Consider the following 17,566-nt stretch of genomic DNA (forward strand, 5'->3'; position numbering starts at 1 on the left):
GAAAATGCACATTTAAAGCTGTTTAGCAAAAATAACTTCATCTTTTATTGGAATGGATTATTCATCCATTTCTATCTAGACAAAAATAAAAAGGCCACGTCCGCACATTATAATCGGAGGGCGTGGCATTATCGATTATTGAATTATTTTTCCTGATGATTGTCTCTGTTATCAGCAATGACCGTCTAATTTTGATCCTCGTGTTTGGGCATTTGCTGATGGTGGTCATTCATCGCCGGTTGATGTTGCCCAACATTGATTACTGGTGAATGGGCATTCGCACGTGAGGCGTAAGATTTTACTAACTGAGCAACATCTATCCCTGTCATTTCTTTTAAAGGTTCTTGCATTTCAACCATTGTTTTTGTAATGCTTTTTCCGAATGAAGGGACTCCTTGACCGTTACCAGAATCAATAATTTTTACAGATTCAATGTTGTTCAGCGGCTGAGCAATCTTTTCCGCAAAGACAGGAAGCATTTCAATTAGTTTTTCAGTAATAATTACATCGCCATGTTTTTCCATCGCCTCGGCTAATAACTTACGAGATTCTGCTTCGGCTTTCCCGCGTTCACGGATAACATCCGCCTCGGCCGAACCCTCTTCACGACGGATTTTCGCAAGCATCTCCCCTTCAATCTCTGCTTTACGTGCATCTGCTTCCGCACGACGTGTCGTTTCATAATAGTCAGCATCCGCTTTTGCTTTGCGCACTTTATTTTCCTCTTCCTCAAGCTTAACAGCACGTTCACGTTCTAGGAATTTCAACATGAGCTCTTCTTCTTTAATTTCCTTTGCTAATTTTGCTTTTTCCAATTCATACGATTGTTCTGATTTCGCACGTGCACGCTCTGTTTCTTCTTTAAACGCAGCGTCGTTTAAATCCTTCTCTTTTCGCGATTCTGCGATGGCAATTTGGCGTTTATATTCCTCTTCTTTCGCCTCTTGATCCATTTTCGCCCGATGAATCCGCGTTTCCCGTTCACTGTCCGCTTCGGCTATTTCTGCTTGCTTCCGAACTTCGGCAATTCGTGGCCGGCCTAGGTTTTCTAAATAGCCATTTTCTTCATCGGCATCGCGTATATCAGTCAACCCTAAAGCTGTGATTTTAAAGCCCATCAAATCGAGCTGTTTTTGAGCGATGTCGGATACATCATGATTGAATTTTTCACGGCTACTATTAATATCCTCAACCGTCATTTTCGATAAAATTGCCCGCAAGTTACTGCCAAGCACTTCTATGATTTCCTCTTCTATTTCTGCTTGCTTTTTCCCTAAAAATTGCTCCGCATAGTTCGCAATCCCATTCAATGTATCCGCTACTTTAACCATTGCCACCGCATCTGCGACAATCGGTACACCACCATTTGTGTATACTCTTGGTGTTGACAGCTTCAGCTGGAAGGAAGTTAAATTAACCGGCGTTGCTGTTTGGAACCGTTTAAGCAAATACCCACCGCCACGGATAATTTTCATCGAACGTCCTTCTAAATCTGTGAAAATATTACTCTCTTTTTCAGGATCGCCTAATCTTGGCCCAGTAATAATTAACGCTTCATTCGATTTTGCTGTTCGGTATCGAATACGGACCCAAAAGAAGTAACCAACCCCAATAAGTGCGGCAATGATTAAAATTGGAACAAAAATTACGAGAAAACCAATAAATGTTGCCATACTCTCATCCCCCTTTAAAATGAAATATAAATGCACAAACATCCGTCAGGTAACGACTACATATTGTTATACGTCCAAAATTTTAAAAGGTTTCAATAAAATCCCAAAACAGGGACTTACATCCACCTTAAGACAAACCCTTCATTATTTCTTTTCACCTTAAAGCAAACATTTATTTAAGTTATTCTTCATAATTTTGAACCCAGTCGGGAAACATAATAACATTCTTACTTCAGGTGGTTTATATGTATATATTCATTAATGCACTCTATGCGCTAGCGGGATATAAATGGGGCGATTGGCGAAATTGGCAGCAATATTATCCGACAATCCTTTTCTTTATCATCGGTGACTTATTATATAATTTTCTCCTTTACAACAAGTCAATGTGGGTTTTCCATGATTTATTGTTACCGAACCATACAACCATTACCCTTTTAGCAATGGTCGTTTCGTACTCGGCCACTGTTTTGATTTATTTAGGAAAATTTCCGAGCGGTTGGACAAAACGGTTTTTATGGTTCTGGCTATGGATGGGAATTTACTTGATCTTTGAATACGTCAATTATTTACTGGGATTTATTACATATCATCACGATTGGAATTTTCCCTGGTCGATTATTTTTACCGGGATCATTTTTATTATGTTACCTATTCATCATCGAAGGCCTATCATCGCTTGGGCGATATCGATAGTGATTATCCTTTCCTTATTAATGATTTTTGACGTGAAATTAAGTGATATGAAATAGAAGTCTGTTTTTCTTTTAGGGGAAAAGAACTGCCGGGTCCTTTTGTACAATCCTAGTCACATTAATGTTGATTAAAACCATTAACGACCGTTTTTTATCTAGTACTCGGATTAAAAACGTGAATTGTTCATAAATAGGCGCTAAGGAATATTGCTAGTACTTGGATTAACCGTGATTATTAAGCTTGTTTTATGCTAGTACTTGGATTAAAAACCTGGATTAGCCATAAACTGGCTGATTTTTATTACTAGTACTCGGATTAACCACGTTTTTGAGCCTGGTTTATTACTAGTACTTGGATTAAACCGATTTTGGGCCGTTTTTTTTTGCTAGTACAGGGATTATATCGGCCTACTGACCTTACTTTAATGCTAGTACTCGGATTAAACCCTCATTTTACAGCGTTTTATTACGAGTACTAGCAATATATCAACGAAATTTCCGGTTTTTAATACGAGTACTTGGATTAAAAAACGCGTTACCAGCATTATCTCTCAAAAAGCCTACGAATCTCCTCAACCAAATGTTCATAAATGAACCTTTCATACAAAATCAGCTGTGCCTTTACCCTTGTTTTTACGTAGTTATATCGCAACTTATTCAAATGGCCCCCCTCTTAGTCCAACCACTTTTTTCTTACTAAAACTCTTTTCTTTTTTTTACTTTCATTTTCATGTAAATTAATAATGACAAATATGGAGGTGCGAACATGTTTAAAAAGGAAAATAGGCTTACGACAATTTTTATCGTTGTCATTTTATTTTTTATCGGAATTGGGATTTGGGGGTCATTTTCAAATAAAAGTGAGAGAACAGTTGCTAGTTTACCTGTATCAACAAATAAAGTGTATGACCCGTCTGAACAACCGCTCGTTGGTGATGAGAATGCACCGGTGGAAATGATGATTTTTTCAGATTTTCAATGACCCCATTGTAAAACATGGGCAGAGGAAGTGTATCCTCAGTTAAAAACGAGATTCATAGATTCAGGGGAAGCAAATCTTACTTTCGTAAACTATCCTGTCATCGGAATTCCTTCAGTCTATGCAGCGATGGCGAGTGAGTATGTTTTCCGCGAGAACCCGGATCAATGGCAGGAATTTACGAAAGACCTGTATGACATTCAAACCACTTTATCTAATCAGCGCATTTCTGAGTTGGCAGTTCAGTATGTCGATGGCGTCACTGCAGAAGAAATTCAGGAAATGCTAGAAATCGAACAAATGTACATTGACGATGTGTTGGCTGATTATAATAAAGGCGATGAACTTGGTGTTACGGGTACGCCTTATCTTGTTATTAATGGCCAAGCGGTCAACCATTCTGACCTCGGGGCCATTGAGACAATCGTAAATAAGATCGCTAGTGGAGAGCAGGAGTAAATGGGGGATTTTCTTAAAAAATACAATCTATACCTTGCTTGGATCGTCAGCATAATCGCAACCGGAGGAAGTCTTTATTTTAGCGAAGGAATGAAATTCATTCCTTGTTCATGGTGCTGGTATCAGCGAATCCTCATGTATCCGCTTGTGTTTCTTTTAGGAAGAGCGGCGATAAAAGGCGATCGGAACATCATTCCGTACATACTGCCGCTGTCGATGCTTGGGACGTTAATTGGAACGGTTCACTATTTGGAGCAAAAAGTCGGTCTCTTTGGCGACGCTTGCCGTTCACTCATTCCTTGTAGTACGCAGTATATTAACTGGGCTGGATTTATCACCATCCCGTTTCTCTCGCTCGTTGCCTTTATGCTAATAACCATCTTGCTTTCGCTCAATAAAAAGAATACCTAAACTACCCGCCCTCCTTAAATTGAGGGCGGCTTTTCTTTTAATGAAGTAAGTTTTCCGAAGCGTAGGTGCTACATATATGAAAGACTCACCTGAAGGTTGGCGTTTCGTTCGCGAATGAGATCGAGGAGGTCTTTGTCTTTTGTTTCATTTTTACTTCTTATTTCGAAGGTGTAACGAATCATCGTTCCGAGATTCGTTGTTTCCACCTGACGCAATGCATAATGGTTTGTATGGCTTTCAAGGATGTCATCGAATAAGCTTTCATGGTTTAAGTTTTCCGGAACGGTCACTTTCAACATTTGTGTATCCTTCCCTTTTGGATACTTCTATTTTCACGTTTCCTTCTGAGGAATGATGGTGAAGAAAATGAGAATTTCATGAGAGATTTCTGATGAATGACTATGCGTTGACGGGGGCATTTTCATAAAAAATAATTTAACTGTTTTCATATGTAAAAAGGGCTATTTTTATTTTTGAAAAACAAAAGGGTTGCCCAAGCCGCCCTATTTGTCGATAAAAGCAATAATAAGTTATAATAACTATTTAATATGATAATTATTGTGATAAAGGTGGTTTAACGAAAATCAATGGAAAAGGTTTCTAATTACTTTATCGTTCATTCGGAATCGCTTGCCAAAGAAATTGTAGATTCAGTGATTCAGAGAATGAACTTAAATATTTCAGCTCAGGAAAAAGCACGTGCGTTGACATTTTATACTGAATTTATGGAATCTTTCGGAGAATCACTCATTTATTGTGAACAGAAGATTATTCCACCCTCACTTATTGAATGGAGTAAAAAGAACTCGGAACAGGTCGTGTCAGAAGGGAAAATCTCATCGATCATTGTCCGCTATCAACCAACGAGGGAACTTTTAATCGACATCGTAACAAAAATAAGCGAAGAGTTTGAACTGTCGCTGACAGAAAATGCTTTTATGATCAAACAAATCAATTCAATACTTGATATAAGCATAAATGAAACAGTTTTAGCATTTGAACATCTATCGGAAGAGCGTCAGGAAGAGGCTCAACAGGAGCTAGCTCAGTTATCTGCACCGCTTGTCCCTGTTAAAGATGGAGTTGTCATCGTTCCGCTCGTTGGGATGATTAACTCCCATCGGGTAACTTACATATTGGATATAGTGATTCCAAAAATCGCCGATCTTCATTTAGATCATGTCATTGTTGATTTTTCAGGCCTATTAAAAATCGATACAGAAACCATCCGCTTTCTTCATGAGTTCGAGAGTATCCTTCGTGTAATGGGGATTAATGTCATTTCAACGGGAATCCGCCCATACATCGCAAAACTCGCTGTGGATAATGGGTTTGATCATACAGAATTTGAGACTTTTATAACTGTTAAGGAAGCATTAGAAAGCATTAACTAACATAGCCTGCATTGCTTAAGCCTTGATAAATCAACACAATCGATCAAATGTATTTTTTCGAACTTAACTCTGGCAATGACAAATTAAATTTTATTTACTCCTCTTCCTTTTCAACTTAAACAGAGTCAAGAGTGGACGAAAACACCATATATGTTGCATTCAAATCAAAATAATCGTTAAAACAAACCGGAACAGATATACTATGTAGTGAATCTTGAAATGGAGGGACAAAACATGCATATTGAAATGTGGACAGATTTTGCTTGACCATTTTGCTATATTGGCAAGAGGCGTCTGGAGGACGCTCTTAAGAAAATTGACCATCCGATTGAGGTAACGTACCGTTGTTACGAATTGGACCCAACGCATAAACGTGATGTACAAGAAAATATGTATGAAAAATTAGCAAGTAAGTATGGAATGAGCATCGAGCAAGCGAAGGCAAACGTCGATAACGTCGTGAATATGGCAAAAGAAGTTGGCTTGGACTACCAAATGGAGACACTCATTTTAACAAATACCTTTGATGCTCATCGCTTAACGATGTTTGCGAAAAAGCATGGAGTCATGAAAGAAATGACAGAAAGAATTTTACAGGCTTATTTTACCGAATCGAAACATATCGGTGACCATCACACTCTAACAGAGCTAGCCGTAGAAGTTGGACTCAATCGTGACGAGGTCGCAAATATGCTCGCAAGTGACGAGATGACGGAAGAAGTTCGTGCAGACGAACAAACTGCCAAGCAATATGGTATTTCAAGTGTGCCATTCTTCCTAATTAATAAAAAATATGCCCTAACAGGTGCGCAACCAACCGAAGCATTTGTACAAGCATTGCAAAAAGTGATCGCTGAAGACGAAATAACTGTAGTCAACAGCGAAGACGCTGGGATTTGTGATGACGATGGCTGCGAGATCCCTAAAAAATAAGCTCAAACCGCCTTGTTACTTAGTAATCTAGGGCATACTGTTTCCAAATCCAAACCAAAAGTATAAATATCTCGATTCTGGTTCCTTCCTTCATGAAGTCCAAAAAGCCTTCTTTATCTCATCTCTCTTAAATAGAAGGCTTGTCCTTAATTGAGTAACTAGCGAAAGTAAAATAAGCGGAGATTTTCCGGTTAAATGCAGAATGGAGCTCATTTCGGGGGATATAAGGGGAGGTTTTCCGCTTATCCAAGGCAAAATCCCTCATTTTCATGCTTTTTGAATCAATAGACGGAATCTCTCCGTCTATTAGTGCCTATTTTCAATGCAATTTACTAATTAAGCGGAATTTATCCGTCTATTATTGTTAAGTGTTAAAGAAGGAAAGTCGGAATAACGGTTAGAGCAACGGTGATGCTCGTGCTCGGAATGCAACTGGCCGCGATTGTTCGAAAACGGGTAGCATCTACGCCTTGAAACAAAAAGGACCCCTTGATTGTGGGTCCTTTTTGGTCAACATATTTAACGATTATACTAGAAGACATAATGCCTTTTTAAACACATTCAGAATTGAGGCTACCTAAACAAATCGAAAAACTTCGCCCAAAATCCTTTTTGTTCTTTGACAGGTTGTTCGTTTGTTTCTTTCACATCTTTTTTAAGGCTTGCGGTTTTGATCACGAATTGCACAGAATGCAGTTTTTCATTTTCAGGAGAGACGAAGGAGATGACGTCAAAATCAGACTTATCATACTCAGCGATCATTCGATTGATCTCCTCTTGGATTTGATCTGGCAGACGACTCGTTGCGTTATAAAGCTCGGTCGTCCCGGCATGAAGCTCTCCGACTCCCTTTGCTAATTCACCCGTTCCATTGGTGAATTTAACCAATCCTGAATGCAACTCACTATAGGAATCAGACAACTGGCCAGCCCCCTTTGTATAGTCAACCAACCCGCCATGAAACGCCCGGTAATTCGTTGTCAATGTAGCCATGCCCTCTTGTAATTGCGTAAGGCCATCGAATTGGTCCAATTCTTCTAAAGCCGAAGTAATTCCCTCCGCGCTCTGAAGCAATCTGTCCCCGATTCCACGAGCCGTTCCACTCATTTCACCTAACAGTGGATCAATCGATTCAAACGATTTTTTCACATCAGGAAAAGCTTCTTTCGCAGTGAGAGCCGCTGTGTACGTTTCAAGTAACTGGTCAAGAATCGCTGCATCAGCACCACTATCATAAATCTTTTGAATATCTGCTTCTGAAATTCCCGTTTCAGGTACAGCTTTTAGCGCCTTGTCTAAGCGTTCGTATGCAGTTGCATACTGCTCTCTTATACTCGAGATCCGATCTGCCAAATCAAGAAGTCCATCGCCACCATTCATTAAGCTATCAGTCAAATCCGCAAAATCGCTGAGATCGAGATCAATCGCATCGACTTGCAAACTATTACTAATTTTAGTAAGCGCATCGTTAATTGCCTCAGATCCCTTTACAAGTTCAGGCGAAGCACCTTTTAGATTAGACATGCCGTTATGATATTGTTCAGACCCATCACGGAGACGAATAGCACCATCACTCAGCTGAGAAGCGCCATTCTTTAATTCACCAACACCATCATTTAATTGACGAATTGCATCTGTTAATGACTCCATTTCACCTGTCATCTCATCTGTATCGGGGGCATCGATCGACATCGATGATGGCACCGCGGCAATTTCAATTGCTGCTAGTTCAAAATCAACGACATCAGCCTCGAAACTCAACTCACCGTCTTGCTCAGGCATGACAGTAAAAGTAATTTGTTTGTTTTTTCCTGCATTGACCACCATGCCATCACCGGCTTCAATATTGCTAAACAACCCAGGGTCAATTGTAAGCGTAATTTGCAGTAAATAATGGTCATAAAAAACAAGATCAACATGCTCATTCGCAGACGTATGAATGTTGATTTTCACCTGCCCATCTTGACCGACAAGCTCCTCTGGCGCACGTTTCTTGCCATCTAATAAATAATCAATGGTAAAATTCCATGGCAATGGTTCGTCCCGCATATTCCCTTGATAGTAAAACTTACCCTTTTCAGCGGAAAGGTCGACACGATTACCTTGTTGTTCAATGGTTGCTAAATTCGTTAAATTTTTGACCGTTTCGTACGTACCATAGTCAGTAATCTTCCCAGGTTTAACGACATCAAAAATATTAACTACATAAATTTCTTGCTGCCCTCCGGTGGCGCTAAGCGTTGCATAGACAACCTCATCTTTGGCAATAAATTCCCCGGCCTTTTCGTTCTCATTCGCAGCAGCACTGACAAGAAACGACGGCAAGACAAGGATAAGCGCCATTAACACTAGAAAAATCCGTCTTTTTCCCATCCTCATTTCTCCTTACGATAAAAATTTGCTTTCCAAGTCGTTTTTTCTATGAAGCGATCAAACACGAGCAACATCGCCGGAAGGAAACAAACAACTAATATAAAGGCTAATAACGCCCCTCTTCCTAAAAGCAGCCCGATAGATGAAACGATCGGATTCGTTGATGTCAGCCATAATATAAAGCCAACGCTTGATAAAATCGACGCAGACACGGCAATCGAAAAAATCTTTTCATCAATTGTTTTCTTAATTGCGGCTAAAGCGGACATTTCCTTGCGATGTTCCTTATAGCTTTCAGTAAATAAAATCGCGTAGTCGACCGTCGCGGCGAGCTGGACGGTACTAATAATTAAATAACCGACGAAAACCAATGATGAATCGGTAAAATAAGGAACCGCTAGATTGATCCACACGGCTGCCTGAATCGTCAACAACAGCACGATTGGAACCGAAATTGATTTAAAGGTAACAATCAGCACCACTGCAATAGCAATTACAGTTAGCAAATTCACAATGACATTATCTTTTTCAACGGTTTGTTTAATATCATACAAGGTCACGCTCTCCCCAAGCGAGTAGAAATCATTTCCATAATAGGTCGCTGCTAATTTTTGCACCGTTTCTACTAATGAGAACGCCTCATCCCCCTCGTTCCCGGTGTTTGTATGAACGATAATCCGGCTGTAATTCTCTGAATAAAACGGCTTAGTAACCTCTGCCTCCAAATAGTCCGGCGGAATAACTGGGCTGACTACATTAACGTAGGAAAGCACACTTGTTACCGAGTCAAGATTCTCCAGCTCCTGTACCAATGCCCCTTCCTTAACAACATCCCCTCTCGGAACGAGCAACACCATCTGTGTAAGCGTTCCGAACGTTTCTTCTATTTTAATGAGGTCGCTTCCTTCGCGAGTTGATTCTGGCTGTTCACCGATTCCATAGATAAAATCGGTTTTGCTTTGGCCTAAAAAAGCCGGAACAATGAGCAAGAAGACGATTACTAAACTAGGGATGCGAATTTTCACTACACGACGGCCGATTTGCTTAAAGCTTGGTACGAGCGTTTTATGTTCGGTTTTATCAATCCATTTATATAATAAAAGCGTTAACGCTGGTAAAAAGACCATGACACTAATAAAACTTAAGACAATTCCTTTGACGAGATTTAAGCCTAAATCAGAGCCGATTTCAAACTTCATAAACGTCAGCGCGATAAAACCGAAAAAGGTCGTCGCTGCACTCGCGGCAATCGCTGGAAACGATTTTTTCATCGCAAGCTGCATTGCTTCTTCCGGATCACTTGTTTGTTTGCGATAACCTGAAAAGCTATGAAGCAAGAAAATCGCATAATCCAATGAAACGGCCAGCTGTAATATTGGGGCGACCGACTGGGTAACGAACGAAATTTCGCCGATAAAAATATTCGTCCCTAAATTGATTAACACGGACACGCCAATTGCAGTCAGGAAAAACACCGGCTCTATCCATGAATTTGTAGATAATACTAAGATGATAATGATAATCGGCACGAGTAATGCCGCAGCAAACAATGATTCTTTCCCAGCCATTTGCTGAGAATTAGCCGTATCGAGTGCCTCTCCTGACATCGCATTGTCTTCGCCAATGAGCTCATAAATAGCATCGGTAATACTAACTTCGTCGCCATCACGGATGGTAAAAGAAAACAACGCTTTTTCATCTTTATAATACGATTCCACTATTTCAGAATCGGCCATTTCAAGTGGAGTTTTTATATCGATGGCATCATCCAACCATGTCACATCACTGACGCCATCAATGCTTGCCAACTGTCCTTTAAACAGAAGCGCTTCCTGCACTGAAACGTCGTTGACCATTACCCTTGCATTCGGAACAGCGCCATCAAACTCTTGCTCCATGATCTCCATCGCTACAGTTGACTGGGCATCCTCTGGCAAATAATCAACCATATTGTAATTTATTGAAACAAAAAACTGTGCAATCGCACAGATAATAGCAACCGTCATAAAAGTAATAACGACGAATTTTTTATGTTTTAATATTCGTGCTGCGAAGTCGATTAAAACCATCTCCTTATTGCATCCATTTCCTTGTACAATTATAATAGACACCATGTTGGTTTATCAACAAACAGTTTATTATATTATGTTTAATATCCAACATAATAGTATTTTCATGTTGGATATATGGAAGGTGTGTTCTAGTTTGGGTTCAAAAATAGACAGACGGAAACAATATACTAGGATGGTCTTAAAGGAAAGTTTAATGCAATTATTAAAAGAAAAGTCAATCTCTGCGATTACCGTGAAAGAAATATGTGAACTCGCTGATATTAATCGCTCGACTTTTTACGCCCACTATTCAGACCAATATGATCTTCTTTCGCAAATTGAAGCAGAAATGATCCAAGATATGAACGAAACATTGATGCAATACAGCACTAACAAAGCAGAAGAAGCATTGGAAATGACCGAAAAAATCATCGAGTATATAGCGGCCAACAGCGATGTATGTAAAACGCTGTTGAGTGAACCTGGGTTCAAAAAGCGCATCATGAAAGTTGCCCATGATTTTATGGTGAAACATTCGCTGTCCACCTACCCAATCGATGACCACCAAATCTCCGAATATGTCAGTTTGTTCGCCGTAAGCGGCAGCATTCACATATTAGAACATTGGCTGCAAACCGGCATGGGCAAATCACCAAAGGAAATGGCTGAAATGATTAATAACCTCATTAATAAGGGGCTCGCATCAATGCAGTAAAGTGTATTGATGCGTATATTAGAAATGGACGTTTGATATTTATTGCGAGTACTGGCATTAAGTTCGTATTCCTTGCTCATTTTTAATCCGAGTACTCGTATTAAGCACGTTACACTTGAGATTTTTATTCCAAGTACTAGCATTAAGTTCGTTACACTTGCGGTGTTATTCCCAGTACTTGGATTAAGTACAAAATACATTGCTGATTTTTAATCCGAGTACTTGGATAAAGCAAGAAATACATGCCGTTTTATTCCGAGTACTTGGATAAAGCCCATTTTTCGCGGAAATATAATTCGAGTACTCGCAATAAACTCATAAAAATAATGCTAGTACTCGGCATAACAACCTTAATTGAGCAAATATATTCTTAGTACTTGGATTAAAAGGGTATTTTAACTCGATATAATCCCACTACTTGGAATATATATACCTACTACTTGGATTAAAAAGTCGGTTACCAGCATTATCTTTCATAAACTCTCATTATTTTCCAAGTACTAGCATTAAAAGTCCTCATTATTCATCAAGTTATTGGTGATCACACAAGCCTGTTTTCTAAACGTAAAAATACCCCCATTATCAAAAAGGGGGCATTTTTCAAAAGTTAGCGAACAAGGCACGGTTTTTTGTTATTGAAAGTCCAGTTCGGGATATAGTATTGCATTGCGACAGAGTCATCGCGGGAGCCTAAGCCCATATTGTTATAAACTTCATGTGCTTTAGCGATTTGATCCATATCCACTTCAATTCCTAAGCCTGGTTTATCTGGAATGGCAATATGACCATCAACGATTTTCATTGGTTCCTTCGTTAACCGCTCAATACCTTCCTGCCAAATCCAATGGGTGTCGATTGCTGTAATTTCCCCAGGTGCTGCTGCTGCTACATGTGTGAACATCGCCAATGAAATATCAAAGTGGTTATTTGAATGGGATCCCCATGTCAAGCCCCACTCATGGCACATTTGCGCCACGCGCACAGATCCCTGCATTGTCCAGAAATGAGGATCCGCAAGCGGAATATCAACGGATTGAAGTGAAATCGTATGACCCATTTGCCTCCAATCGGTCGCAATCATATTCGTCGCTGTCGGCAAGCCTGTTCTTCTGCGGAATTCTGCCATCACTTCACGACCAGAATAACCATTTTCTGCTCCACATGGATCCTCCGCATAGGCAAGTACACCATGCAGATTTTTACAAAGCTCAACTGCTTCCTCTAGTGACCAAGCGCCATTCGGATCTAAAGTAATTCGGGAATCTGGAAATCTTTCAGCCAAGGCGCGAATTGCTTTTACTTCTTCTTTTCCTTCCAGGACGCCGCCTTTTAACTTAAAGTCTTTAAATCCATAAAGCTCTTGAGAGGCTTCAGCCAGTTTAACGACTGCATCAGCTGTAAGGGCTTCTTCATGGCGAATGCGATACCATTCAATATCCGAATTCGGGTTGCTATAGTATGGGAGATCCGTTTTATTTCGATCACCAATATAAAACAAGTATCCTAAAGTTTTTACTTTATCACGCTGCTGTCCTTCACCAAGCAGGGCCGCCACAGGAACATTCAAGTATTTGCCAAGCAAATCCAATAAGGCAGCCTCCACTGCGGTTACCGCGTGAATCGTGATTCTTAAGTCAAATGTTTGTAAGCCGCGGCCGCCTGCATCACGATCCGAAAACGTTTTTCTCATTTTATTTAAAATAAAATGATAGTTTCCAATCGAGGCGCCAAGCACGAGAGGTTTTGCATCTTCCAATGTCCTGCGAATCCCTTCGCCACCAGGAACTTCTCCAACACCGACATTCCCGGTACTATCCTTTAAAATCACAATATTTCTTGTAAAATAAGGACCATGGGCTCCACTTAAGTTAAACAGCATACTATCATGGCCAGCTACCGGAACAACAGACATTTCGATGATTGTCGGAGTTGTTGTTACTTTCGTCATTGTTAAGTTCATATTTCGCTCTCTCCTTATTCGCTTCGGTACACCGTAAGTCAGCGGCGTTTAACTGAAAAATTATACAAGAACTTTTTCTCTGGCAACCTCAATATTTGCTACCTTTTCATAATACTTCACTAAGCTCGAGTGGTCTTCAAATTGGAAACCATCGGCCTTCAACGCATGCATCATTTCTAACACAGAAGCCGTTAGTGGTAGCGGTGCACTTACATCATGACCTGTTTCGAGTGCATTCAATAAATCTTTAATGTGTAAGTCGATACGGAATCCTGGTTTGAATTGACGATCCATCACTAATGGCGCTTTTGCTTCTAGTACTGTACTTCCCGCTAATCCACCACGAATCGCTTCGTAAACCAATTCAGGTTCAACCCCTGCTTTCGCTGCCAAGACAAGCGCTTCTGACATCGCAGCAATATTTAAGGCAACAATGACTTGGTTAGCTAGTTTTGTTACATTCCCTGCACCAATTTTCCCAACGAATACGACAGACCCTGCCATTGCTTTCATTAAATCATAATGCTTATCAAATATTTCTTTCGTTCCTCCGACCATGACAGATAATGTTCCATCGATTGCCTTTGGCTCTCCTCCACTGACAGGTGCATCAAGCATTTCCACACCCTTTTCAGCTAATGCCGCGGCAATCTCCTGTGACGCTGCTGGTGCAATTGAACTCATATCAATCAACACTTTTCCTGGTGCAAAGCCTTCGACAAGGCCATTTTCACCAAGTGCTACTTCTTTCACATGTGGTGAGTTAGGAAGCATCGTGATAACGACATCACATCTTTCCGCTACTTCTTTCGCTGATTGTGCTAATTCTGCCCCTAAACCAACTAACTCGTCAGTGACTGTTTGATTGCGATCTAAAACAACTAACTCATATCCTGCTTTGATTAAGTTTTTGCTCATTGGTTTTCCCATAATTCCTAGTCCGATAAATCCGATTTTCATGATTAAAACACTCCCGTAAATTTATATTTAACGGTTATACATTTGCTCGCATAAACCGTTACACGCTAATTTAAATAAGTTCCATTTGCTTCAAAACTTGAATGAGTTTTTCACGATTTTGCGAAGTCATTTCATTGATTGGTCCTAATGTCTCGCCTGCATTGATTCCTAATAGGTTCAAAGCTTCCTTCATGACAACAGGGAAACTACCTAAACCAAAGGCTAAACGCAACGGAGCTAATTTATATTGAAGTTCTCGCGCTTTTTCAAACTCACCAGCGACATACGCATCATAAATGCCAGAGACAATCTTCGGAGCAACGTTTGCTGTGCTCGCAATCGCACCTTCTCCTCCATAGCAAAGATTTGCGAAAATCATCGTATCTCTGCCAACTAACACTGTGAACTCTTTGTCTCGCGTTCTACGAATATACTCACCTAGCTTTGTCATATCGCCACTGCTATCCTTGATGCCGACAATGTTCTCCACATTCGCCAATTCAACAGCCGTATCAGGCGAAATACTTACATTTGTTTTTTCATCATTGCCATATAAAATGATTGGTAGTTTGGTTGACGCAGCGATTGCTCGATAATGATCCGCCAACTCTTGTTGATTAGGTGTAATGAAATACGGTGTTAACACAGAAACAGCTGAAATTCCGCCGACGCTTTCTGCTAATTGTGCCGTTTGAATGCAGTCTTTCGTCGTAATTTCGCTCGCACCAGCATAAACTGGCACACGGCCCGCGACATGATCAACAGTCACTTCTAGGACACGCTGTTTTTGCTTTTTATCTAATCCATAAATTTCCCCAGTACTTCCTAAAACAAATACACCGTGAACTCCACCTTCAATTGTGTAATCGATTACTTGCCGAAGCCCGTCTTCTAGTAAATTTCCGCTTCGATCCATCGGCGTCACTAATGCAGGAATAATCCCTTTTGGTTTAAACATGTTGAACCTCCATTTCCTTTGTCCATTAAGCTGCTGTTTTTATATTTGCCTCTCTCTTCTTCGCCTTCGCACTTTGCACAAGTGAGAAAATCACCGAGCCTAGAATTAACAGCCAAAGAACGATGGCAATCGGACCTTTCGTAAAGAAAATCATTAAATCGCCGCCGCTTCCCTTCAGTGAATCAATAAAGTATTTCTCTAAATCTTTTCCTAAAATAAAGCCAATTAAGAATGGAGCAATTTGGATGCCAATTTTCGTAAATACAAACCCGAGGAACCCGAATAAGACAAGTGTCCAAACATCAAAGAGAACACCGTTATTAATCGCATACGCACCAACGACACACATGACAATAATGATTGGATAAATGATTTGCTTTGGTACATAAACCAACTTCGCCATATATTTAATCGCAAAGAACATAATGATGAACATCGCGATATTCGCGACAACCAAGGCCCAAACGATTCCGCCCCATAAATCCGGGTTAGAGGTAATAAATAATGGACCTACTTGAATTCCTTGTAATAGTAAGGCGCCAACAAGAACAGCTGTTGTACTGTCGCCTGGAATTCCCAATGAAAGTAACGGAACGAGCGCTCCACCTGTCAATCCATTATTTGCTGATTCACTGGCAATGACACCTTCTGGCTCCCCTTCTCCTAATTTCTCAGGATTTTTAGAAAAGTTCTTCGTTTGCGAGTAAGCCAAAATTGATGCGGCACTACCGCCTACTCCTGGAAGTGTCCCAACAAATGTCCCGATTGCTGATGAGCGAAACAAATTGGTAATCTGCCCTTTAAAAATTTTGAAAGAGAATCGATCTTTTTTACTAAACTCAAATTTTGATAAGGAAGAATTCATCCCACCTTCTGCTTCTTGGAGAATTTGCGTAATCGCGAACAATCCGATTAACACTGGAAGTAACGCAAATCCATAGTATAATTGATTCTCCATAAATGACGGCACAAGTCGCAGCTGATTATTGTCTGCAAAGAAACCTATCAAACTAATAAATACCCCAAGAAATCCGCTGAAAATTCCGCCAAGTAAACTACCGCTTGATAACGACGCAATCACCGTTAAAGCAAATAAGATAATTAAAAATTTCTCAACCGCGGAAAAATCAATCGCAACCGAAGCAAGCATTGGTGCAAAGAAATAAAGTATAGCTAAGCTAAATGCTCCCCCAACAAATGAAGCCGTTATCCCAATCTTTAAGGCACTTTCACCTTGGCCTTTTCGTGTCATCGGATAACCATCAAATGTACTGCAAATCGATGAAGGAGTGCCCGGAATATTTAAGAGAATCGCTGGAACTAGTCCGCCACTGATTCCGCCAACATATAAACCTAGTAACAAACCGAGGGCATCAATTAAATCCAAGGCATAGGTAATCGGGAGGAAGATGGCAATCGCCATTGTTGCTGTCATTCCAGGGATGGCGCCAAAAATAATCCCTATAAACACACCTAGCAAACATAGAAGGATCGATAAAGGTGTTAAAACACCTAAGACTTCCATAATTATTCACCGCCTTTTACGGTAGAGTAATATCAAACAAGTAACCGAAGAAAAACCAAACTATCACAGATGTTGTAACCGAATTAATGACGGAAATCATGAGTGTATTTCGTTTGAAGTCGCCTCTCAGTAAAACTGTCAACAAGAACATAAAACCGATACTGGAGATGATAAAGCCGATGATTTCCAACATTAGGACATAGACAATTAATAGTCCAGCGGTTCCAAAAAACTTAAACTTATCAAAGTTGTCACCGAAAAATTTAAAGCGGAAGTTTACTTGTTTCTTTTCTTTAATAAACTTGTACAAAAATTTAACAAACATCATCAATAACAAGATAATCAGTATCGTTAAAATAATTCGCGGGAAAATGACGTGGTACTCATCATATTGCAGATTGATTTTAAACAAATCATTAAACATGCCCTCACCTGCTCTCACTTCAGACTTGAACTAGAGGTTTGAAAAAGCATCACTTG

General features: G+C 40.1%; 15 protein-coding genes and 1 pseudogene. 7 read left to right on the forward strand and 9 right to left on the reverse strand.

What is annotated here, in order from left to right:
* Positions 1-185: 185 nt before the first annotated feature.
* Complete coding sequence (locus tag GNT69_RS01880) at positions 186-1,673, reverse strand: flotillin family protein (protein ID WP_203553244.1); 1,488 nt, start codon at positions 1,671-1,673, stop codon at positions 186-188.
* Positions 1,674-1,918: 245 nt separating this feature from the next.
* Here GNT69_RS01880 and GNT69_RS01885 point away from each other — a divergent pair, with 245 nt between their 5' ends.
* The 4 genes and pseudogenes from GNT69_RS01885 to GNT69_RS01900 all read left to right on the forward strand — a co-directional run bounded on the left by GNT69_RS01885 (position 1,919) and on the right by GNT69_RS01900 (position 4,217).
* On the forward strand, positions 1,919-2,425 hold the full coding sequence (locus tag GNT69_RS01885) for a CBO0543 family protein (protein ID WP_203553245.1): 507 nt from the start codon (positions 1,919-1,921) through the stop codon (positions 2,423-2,425).
* A gap of 709 nt (positions 2,426-3,134) precedes the next feature.
* Positions 3,135-3,350 (forward strand): hypothetical protein, encoded by a 216-nt coding sequence (locus tag GNT69_RS01890; RefSeq protein WP_203553246.1) that lies wholly within the window; start codon positions 3,135-3,137, stop codon positions 3,348-3,350.
* A 12-nt stretch (positions 3,351-3,362) separates the two neighbouring features.
* Positions 3,363-3,806 (forward strand): annotated as a pseudogene (locus GNT69_RS01895) (DsbA family protein); the annotation flags it as partial.
* The gene (locus tag GNT69_RS01900; RefSeq protein WP_203553248.1) at positions 3,807-4,217 is read left to right on the forward strand and encodes a disulfide oxidoreductase; all 411 of its coding nucleotides are present in this window, start codon (positions 3,807-3,809) and stop codon (positions 4,215-4,217) included.
* A 68-nt stretch (positions 4,218-4,285) separates the two neighbouring features.
* Here the strand turns inward: GNT69_RS01900 and GNT69_RS01905 are convergent, their stop codons facing one another.
* Entirely contained in the window at positions 4,286-4,516 is a 231-nt protein-coding gene (locus GNT69_RS01905; RefSeq protein ID WP_203553249.1) for a hypothetical protein, read from the reverse strand.
* A 288-nt stretch (positions 4,517-4,804) separates the two neighbouring features.
* On the opposite strand from GNT69_RS01905, the gene GNT69_RS01910 reads away from it, so the two are divergent.
* A complete protein-coding gene (locus GNT69_RS01910) occupies positions 4,805-5,611 on the forward strand; it encodes an STAS domain-containing protein (protein ID WP_203553250.1) in 807 nt (268 codons plus the stop codon).
* A 279-nt stretch (positions 5,612-5,890) separates the two neighbouring features.
* The gene (locus tag GNT69_RS01915; protein WP_343206458.1) at positions 5,891-6,544 is read left to right on the forward strand and encodes a DsbA family oxidoreductase; all 654 of its coding nucleotides are present in this window, start codon (positions 5,891-5,893) and stop codon (positions 6,542-6,544) included.
* 573 nt (positions 6,545-7,117) lie between these two features.
* Here GNT69_RS01915 and GNT69_RS01920 read toward each other — a convergent pair.
* Both GNT69_RS01920 and GNT69_RS01925 read right to left on the reverse strand, forming a co-directional pair.
* On the reverse strand, positions 7,118-8,917 hold the full coding sequence (locus tag GNT69_RS01920) for a YhgE/Pip domain-containing protein (protein WP_239093987.1): 1,800 nt from the start codon (positions 8,915-8,917) through the stop codon (positions 7,118-7,120).
* 2 nt (positions 8,918-8,919) lie between these two features.
* Positions 8,920-10,986, reverse strand: a complete 2,067-nt coding sequence (locus tag GNT69_RS01925; protein ID WP_203553252.1) for an efflux RND transporter permease subunit — start codon at positions 10,984-10,986, stop codon at positions 8,920-8,922.
* 136 nt (positions 10,987-11,122) lie between these two features.
* Between GNT69_RS01925 and GNT69_RS01930 the strand changes: the two genes are divergently transcribed.
* Complete coding sequence (locus GNT69_RS01930) at positions 11,123-11,683, forward strand: TetR/AcrR family transcriptional regulator (protein ID WP_203553253.1); 561 nt, start codon at positions 11,123-11,125, stop codon at positions 11,681-11,683.
* Between the two features lie 607 nt (positions 11,684-12,290).
* On the opposite strand, the gene gudD is transcribed toward GNT69_RS01930, so the two are convergent.
* The 5 genes from gudD to GNT69_RS01955 all read right to left on the reverse strand — a co-directional run bounded on the left by gudD (position 12,291) and on the right by GNT69_RS01955 (position 17,510).
* Positions 12,291-13,643 (reverse strand): glucarate dehydratase, encoded by a 1,353-nt coding sequence (gene gudD, locus GNT69_RS01935; RefSeq protein WP_239093988.1) that lies wholly within the window; start codon positions 13,641-13,643, stop codon positions 12,291-12,293.
* Positions 13,644-13,703: 60 nt separating this feature from the next.
* Positions 13,704-14,603 (reverse strand): 2-hydroxy-3-oxopropionate reductase, encoded by a 900-nt coding sequence (gene garR, locus GNT69_RS01940; protein ID WP_203553254.1) that lies wholly within the window; start codon positions 14,601-14,603, stop codon positions 13,704-13,706.
* A gap of 70 nt (positions 14,604-14,673) precedes the next feature.
* Complete coding sequence (gene dapA / locus GNT69_RS01945) at positions 14,674-15,561, reverse strand: 4-hydroxy-tetrahydrodipicolinate synthase (RefSeq protein ID WP_203553255.1); 888 nt, start codon at positions 15,559-15,561, stop codon at positions 14,674-14,676.
* A gap of 25 nt (positions 15,562-15,586) precedes the next feature.
* Positions 15,587-17,086, reverse strand: a complete 1,500-nt coding sequence (locus tag GNT69_RS01950; protein ID WP_203553256.1) for a tripartite tricarboxylate transporter permease — start codon at positions 17,084-17,086, stop codon at positions 15,587-15,589.
* A gap of 16 nt (positions 17,087-17,102) precedes the next feature.
* Positions 17,103-17,510 (reverse strand): tripartite tricarboxylate transporter TctB family protein, encoded by a 408-nt coding sequence (locus GNT69_RS01955; RefSeq protein ID WP_203553257.1) that lies wholly within the window; start codon positions 17,508-17,510, stop codon positions 17,103-17,105.
* Positions 17,511-17,566: the final 56 nt, after the last annotated feature.

The organism is Bacillus sp. B15-48, from assembly GCF_016879755.1.
In the GTDB taxonomy this organism is placed as follows: domain Bacteria; phylum Bacillota; class Bacilli; order Bacillales; family Cytobacillaceae; genus Mesobacillus_B.

Bases quoted from the DNA above. Each gene is read 5' to 3' on its own strand.
- GNT69_RS01880 (WP_203553244.1), bottom strand. From the start codon at position 1,673: ATGGCAACATTTATTGGTTTTCTCGTAATTTTTGTTCCAATTTTAATC.
- GNT69_RS01885 (WP_203553245.1), top strand. From the start codon at position 1,919: ATGTATATATTCATTAATGCACTCTATGCGCTAGCGGGATATAAATGG.
- GNT69_RS01890 (WP_203553246.1), top strand. From the start codon at position 3,135: ATGTTTAAAAAGGAAAATAGGCTTACGACAATTTTTATCGTTGTCATT.
- GNT69_RS01900 (WP_203553248.1), top strand. From the start codon at position 3,807: ATGGGGGATTTTCTTAAAAAATACAATCTATACCTTGCTTGGATCGTC.
- GNT69_RS01905 (WP_203553249.1), bottom strand. From the start codon at position 4,516: ATGTTGAAAGTGACCGTTCCGGAAAACTTAAACCATGAAAGCTTATTC.
- GNT69_RS01910 (WP_203553250.1), top strand. From the start codon at position 4,805: ATGGAAAAGGTTTCTAATTACTTTATCGTTCATTCGGAATCGCTTGCC.
- GNT69_RS01920 (WP_239093987.1), bottom strand. From the start codon at position 8,917: ATGGGAAAAAGACGGATTTTTCTAGTGTTAATGGCGCTTATCCTTGTC.
- GNT69_RS01925 (WP_203553252.1), bottom strand. From the start codon at position 10,986: ATGGTTTTAATCGACTTCGCAGCACGAATATTAAAACATAAAAAATTC.
- gudD (WP_239093988.1), bottom strand. From the start codon at position 13,643: ATGAACTTAACAATGACGAAAGTAACAACAACTCCGACAATCATCGAA.
- garR (WP_203553254.1), bottom strand. From the start codon at position 14,603: ATGAAAATCGGATTTATCGGACTAGGAATTATGGGAAAACCAATGAGC.
- dapA (WP_203553255.1), bottom strand. From the start codon at position 15,561: ATGTTTAAACCAAAAGGGATTATTCCTGCATTAGTGACGCCGATGGAT.
- GNT69_RS01950 (WP_203553256.1), bottom strand. From the start codon at position 17,086: ATGGAAGTCTTAGGTGTTTTAACACCTTTATCGATCCTTCTATGTTTG.
- GNT69_RS01955 (WP_203553257.1), bottom strand. From the start codon at position 17,510: ATGTTTAATGATTTGTTTAAAATCAATCTGCAATATGATGAGTACCAC.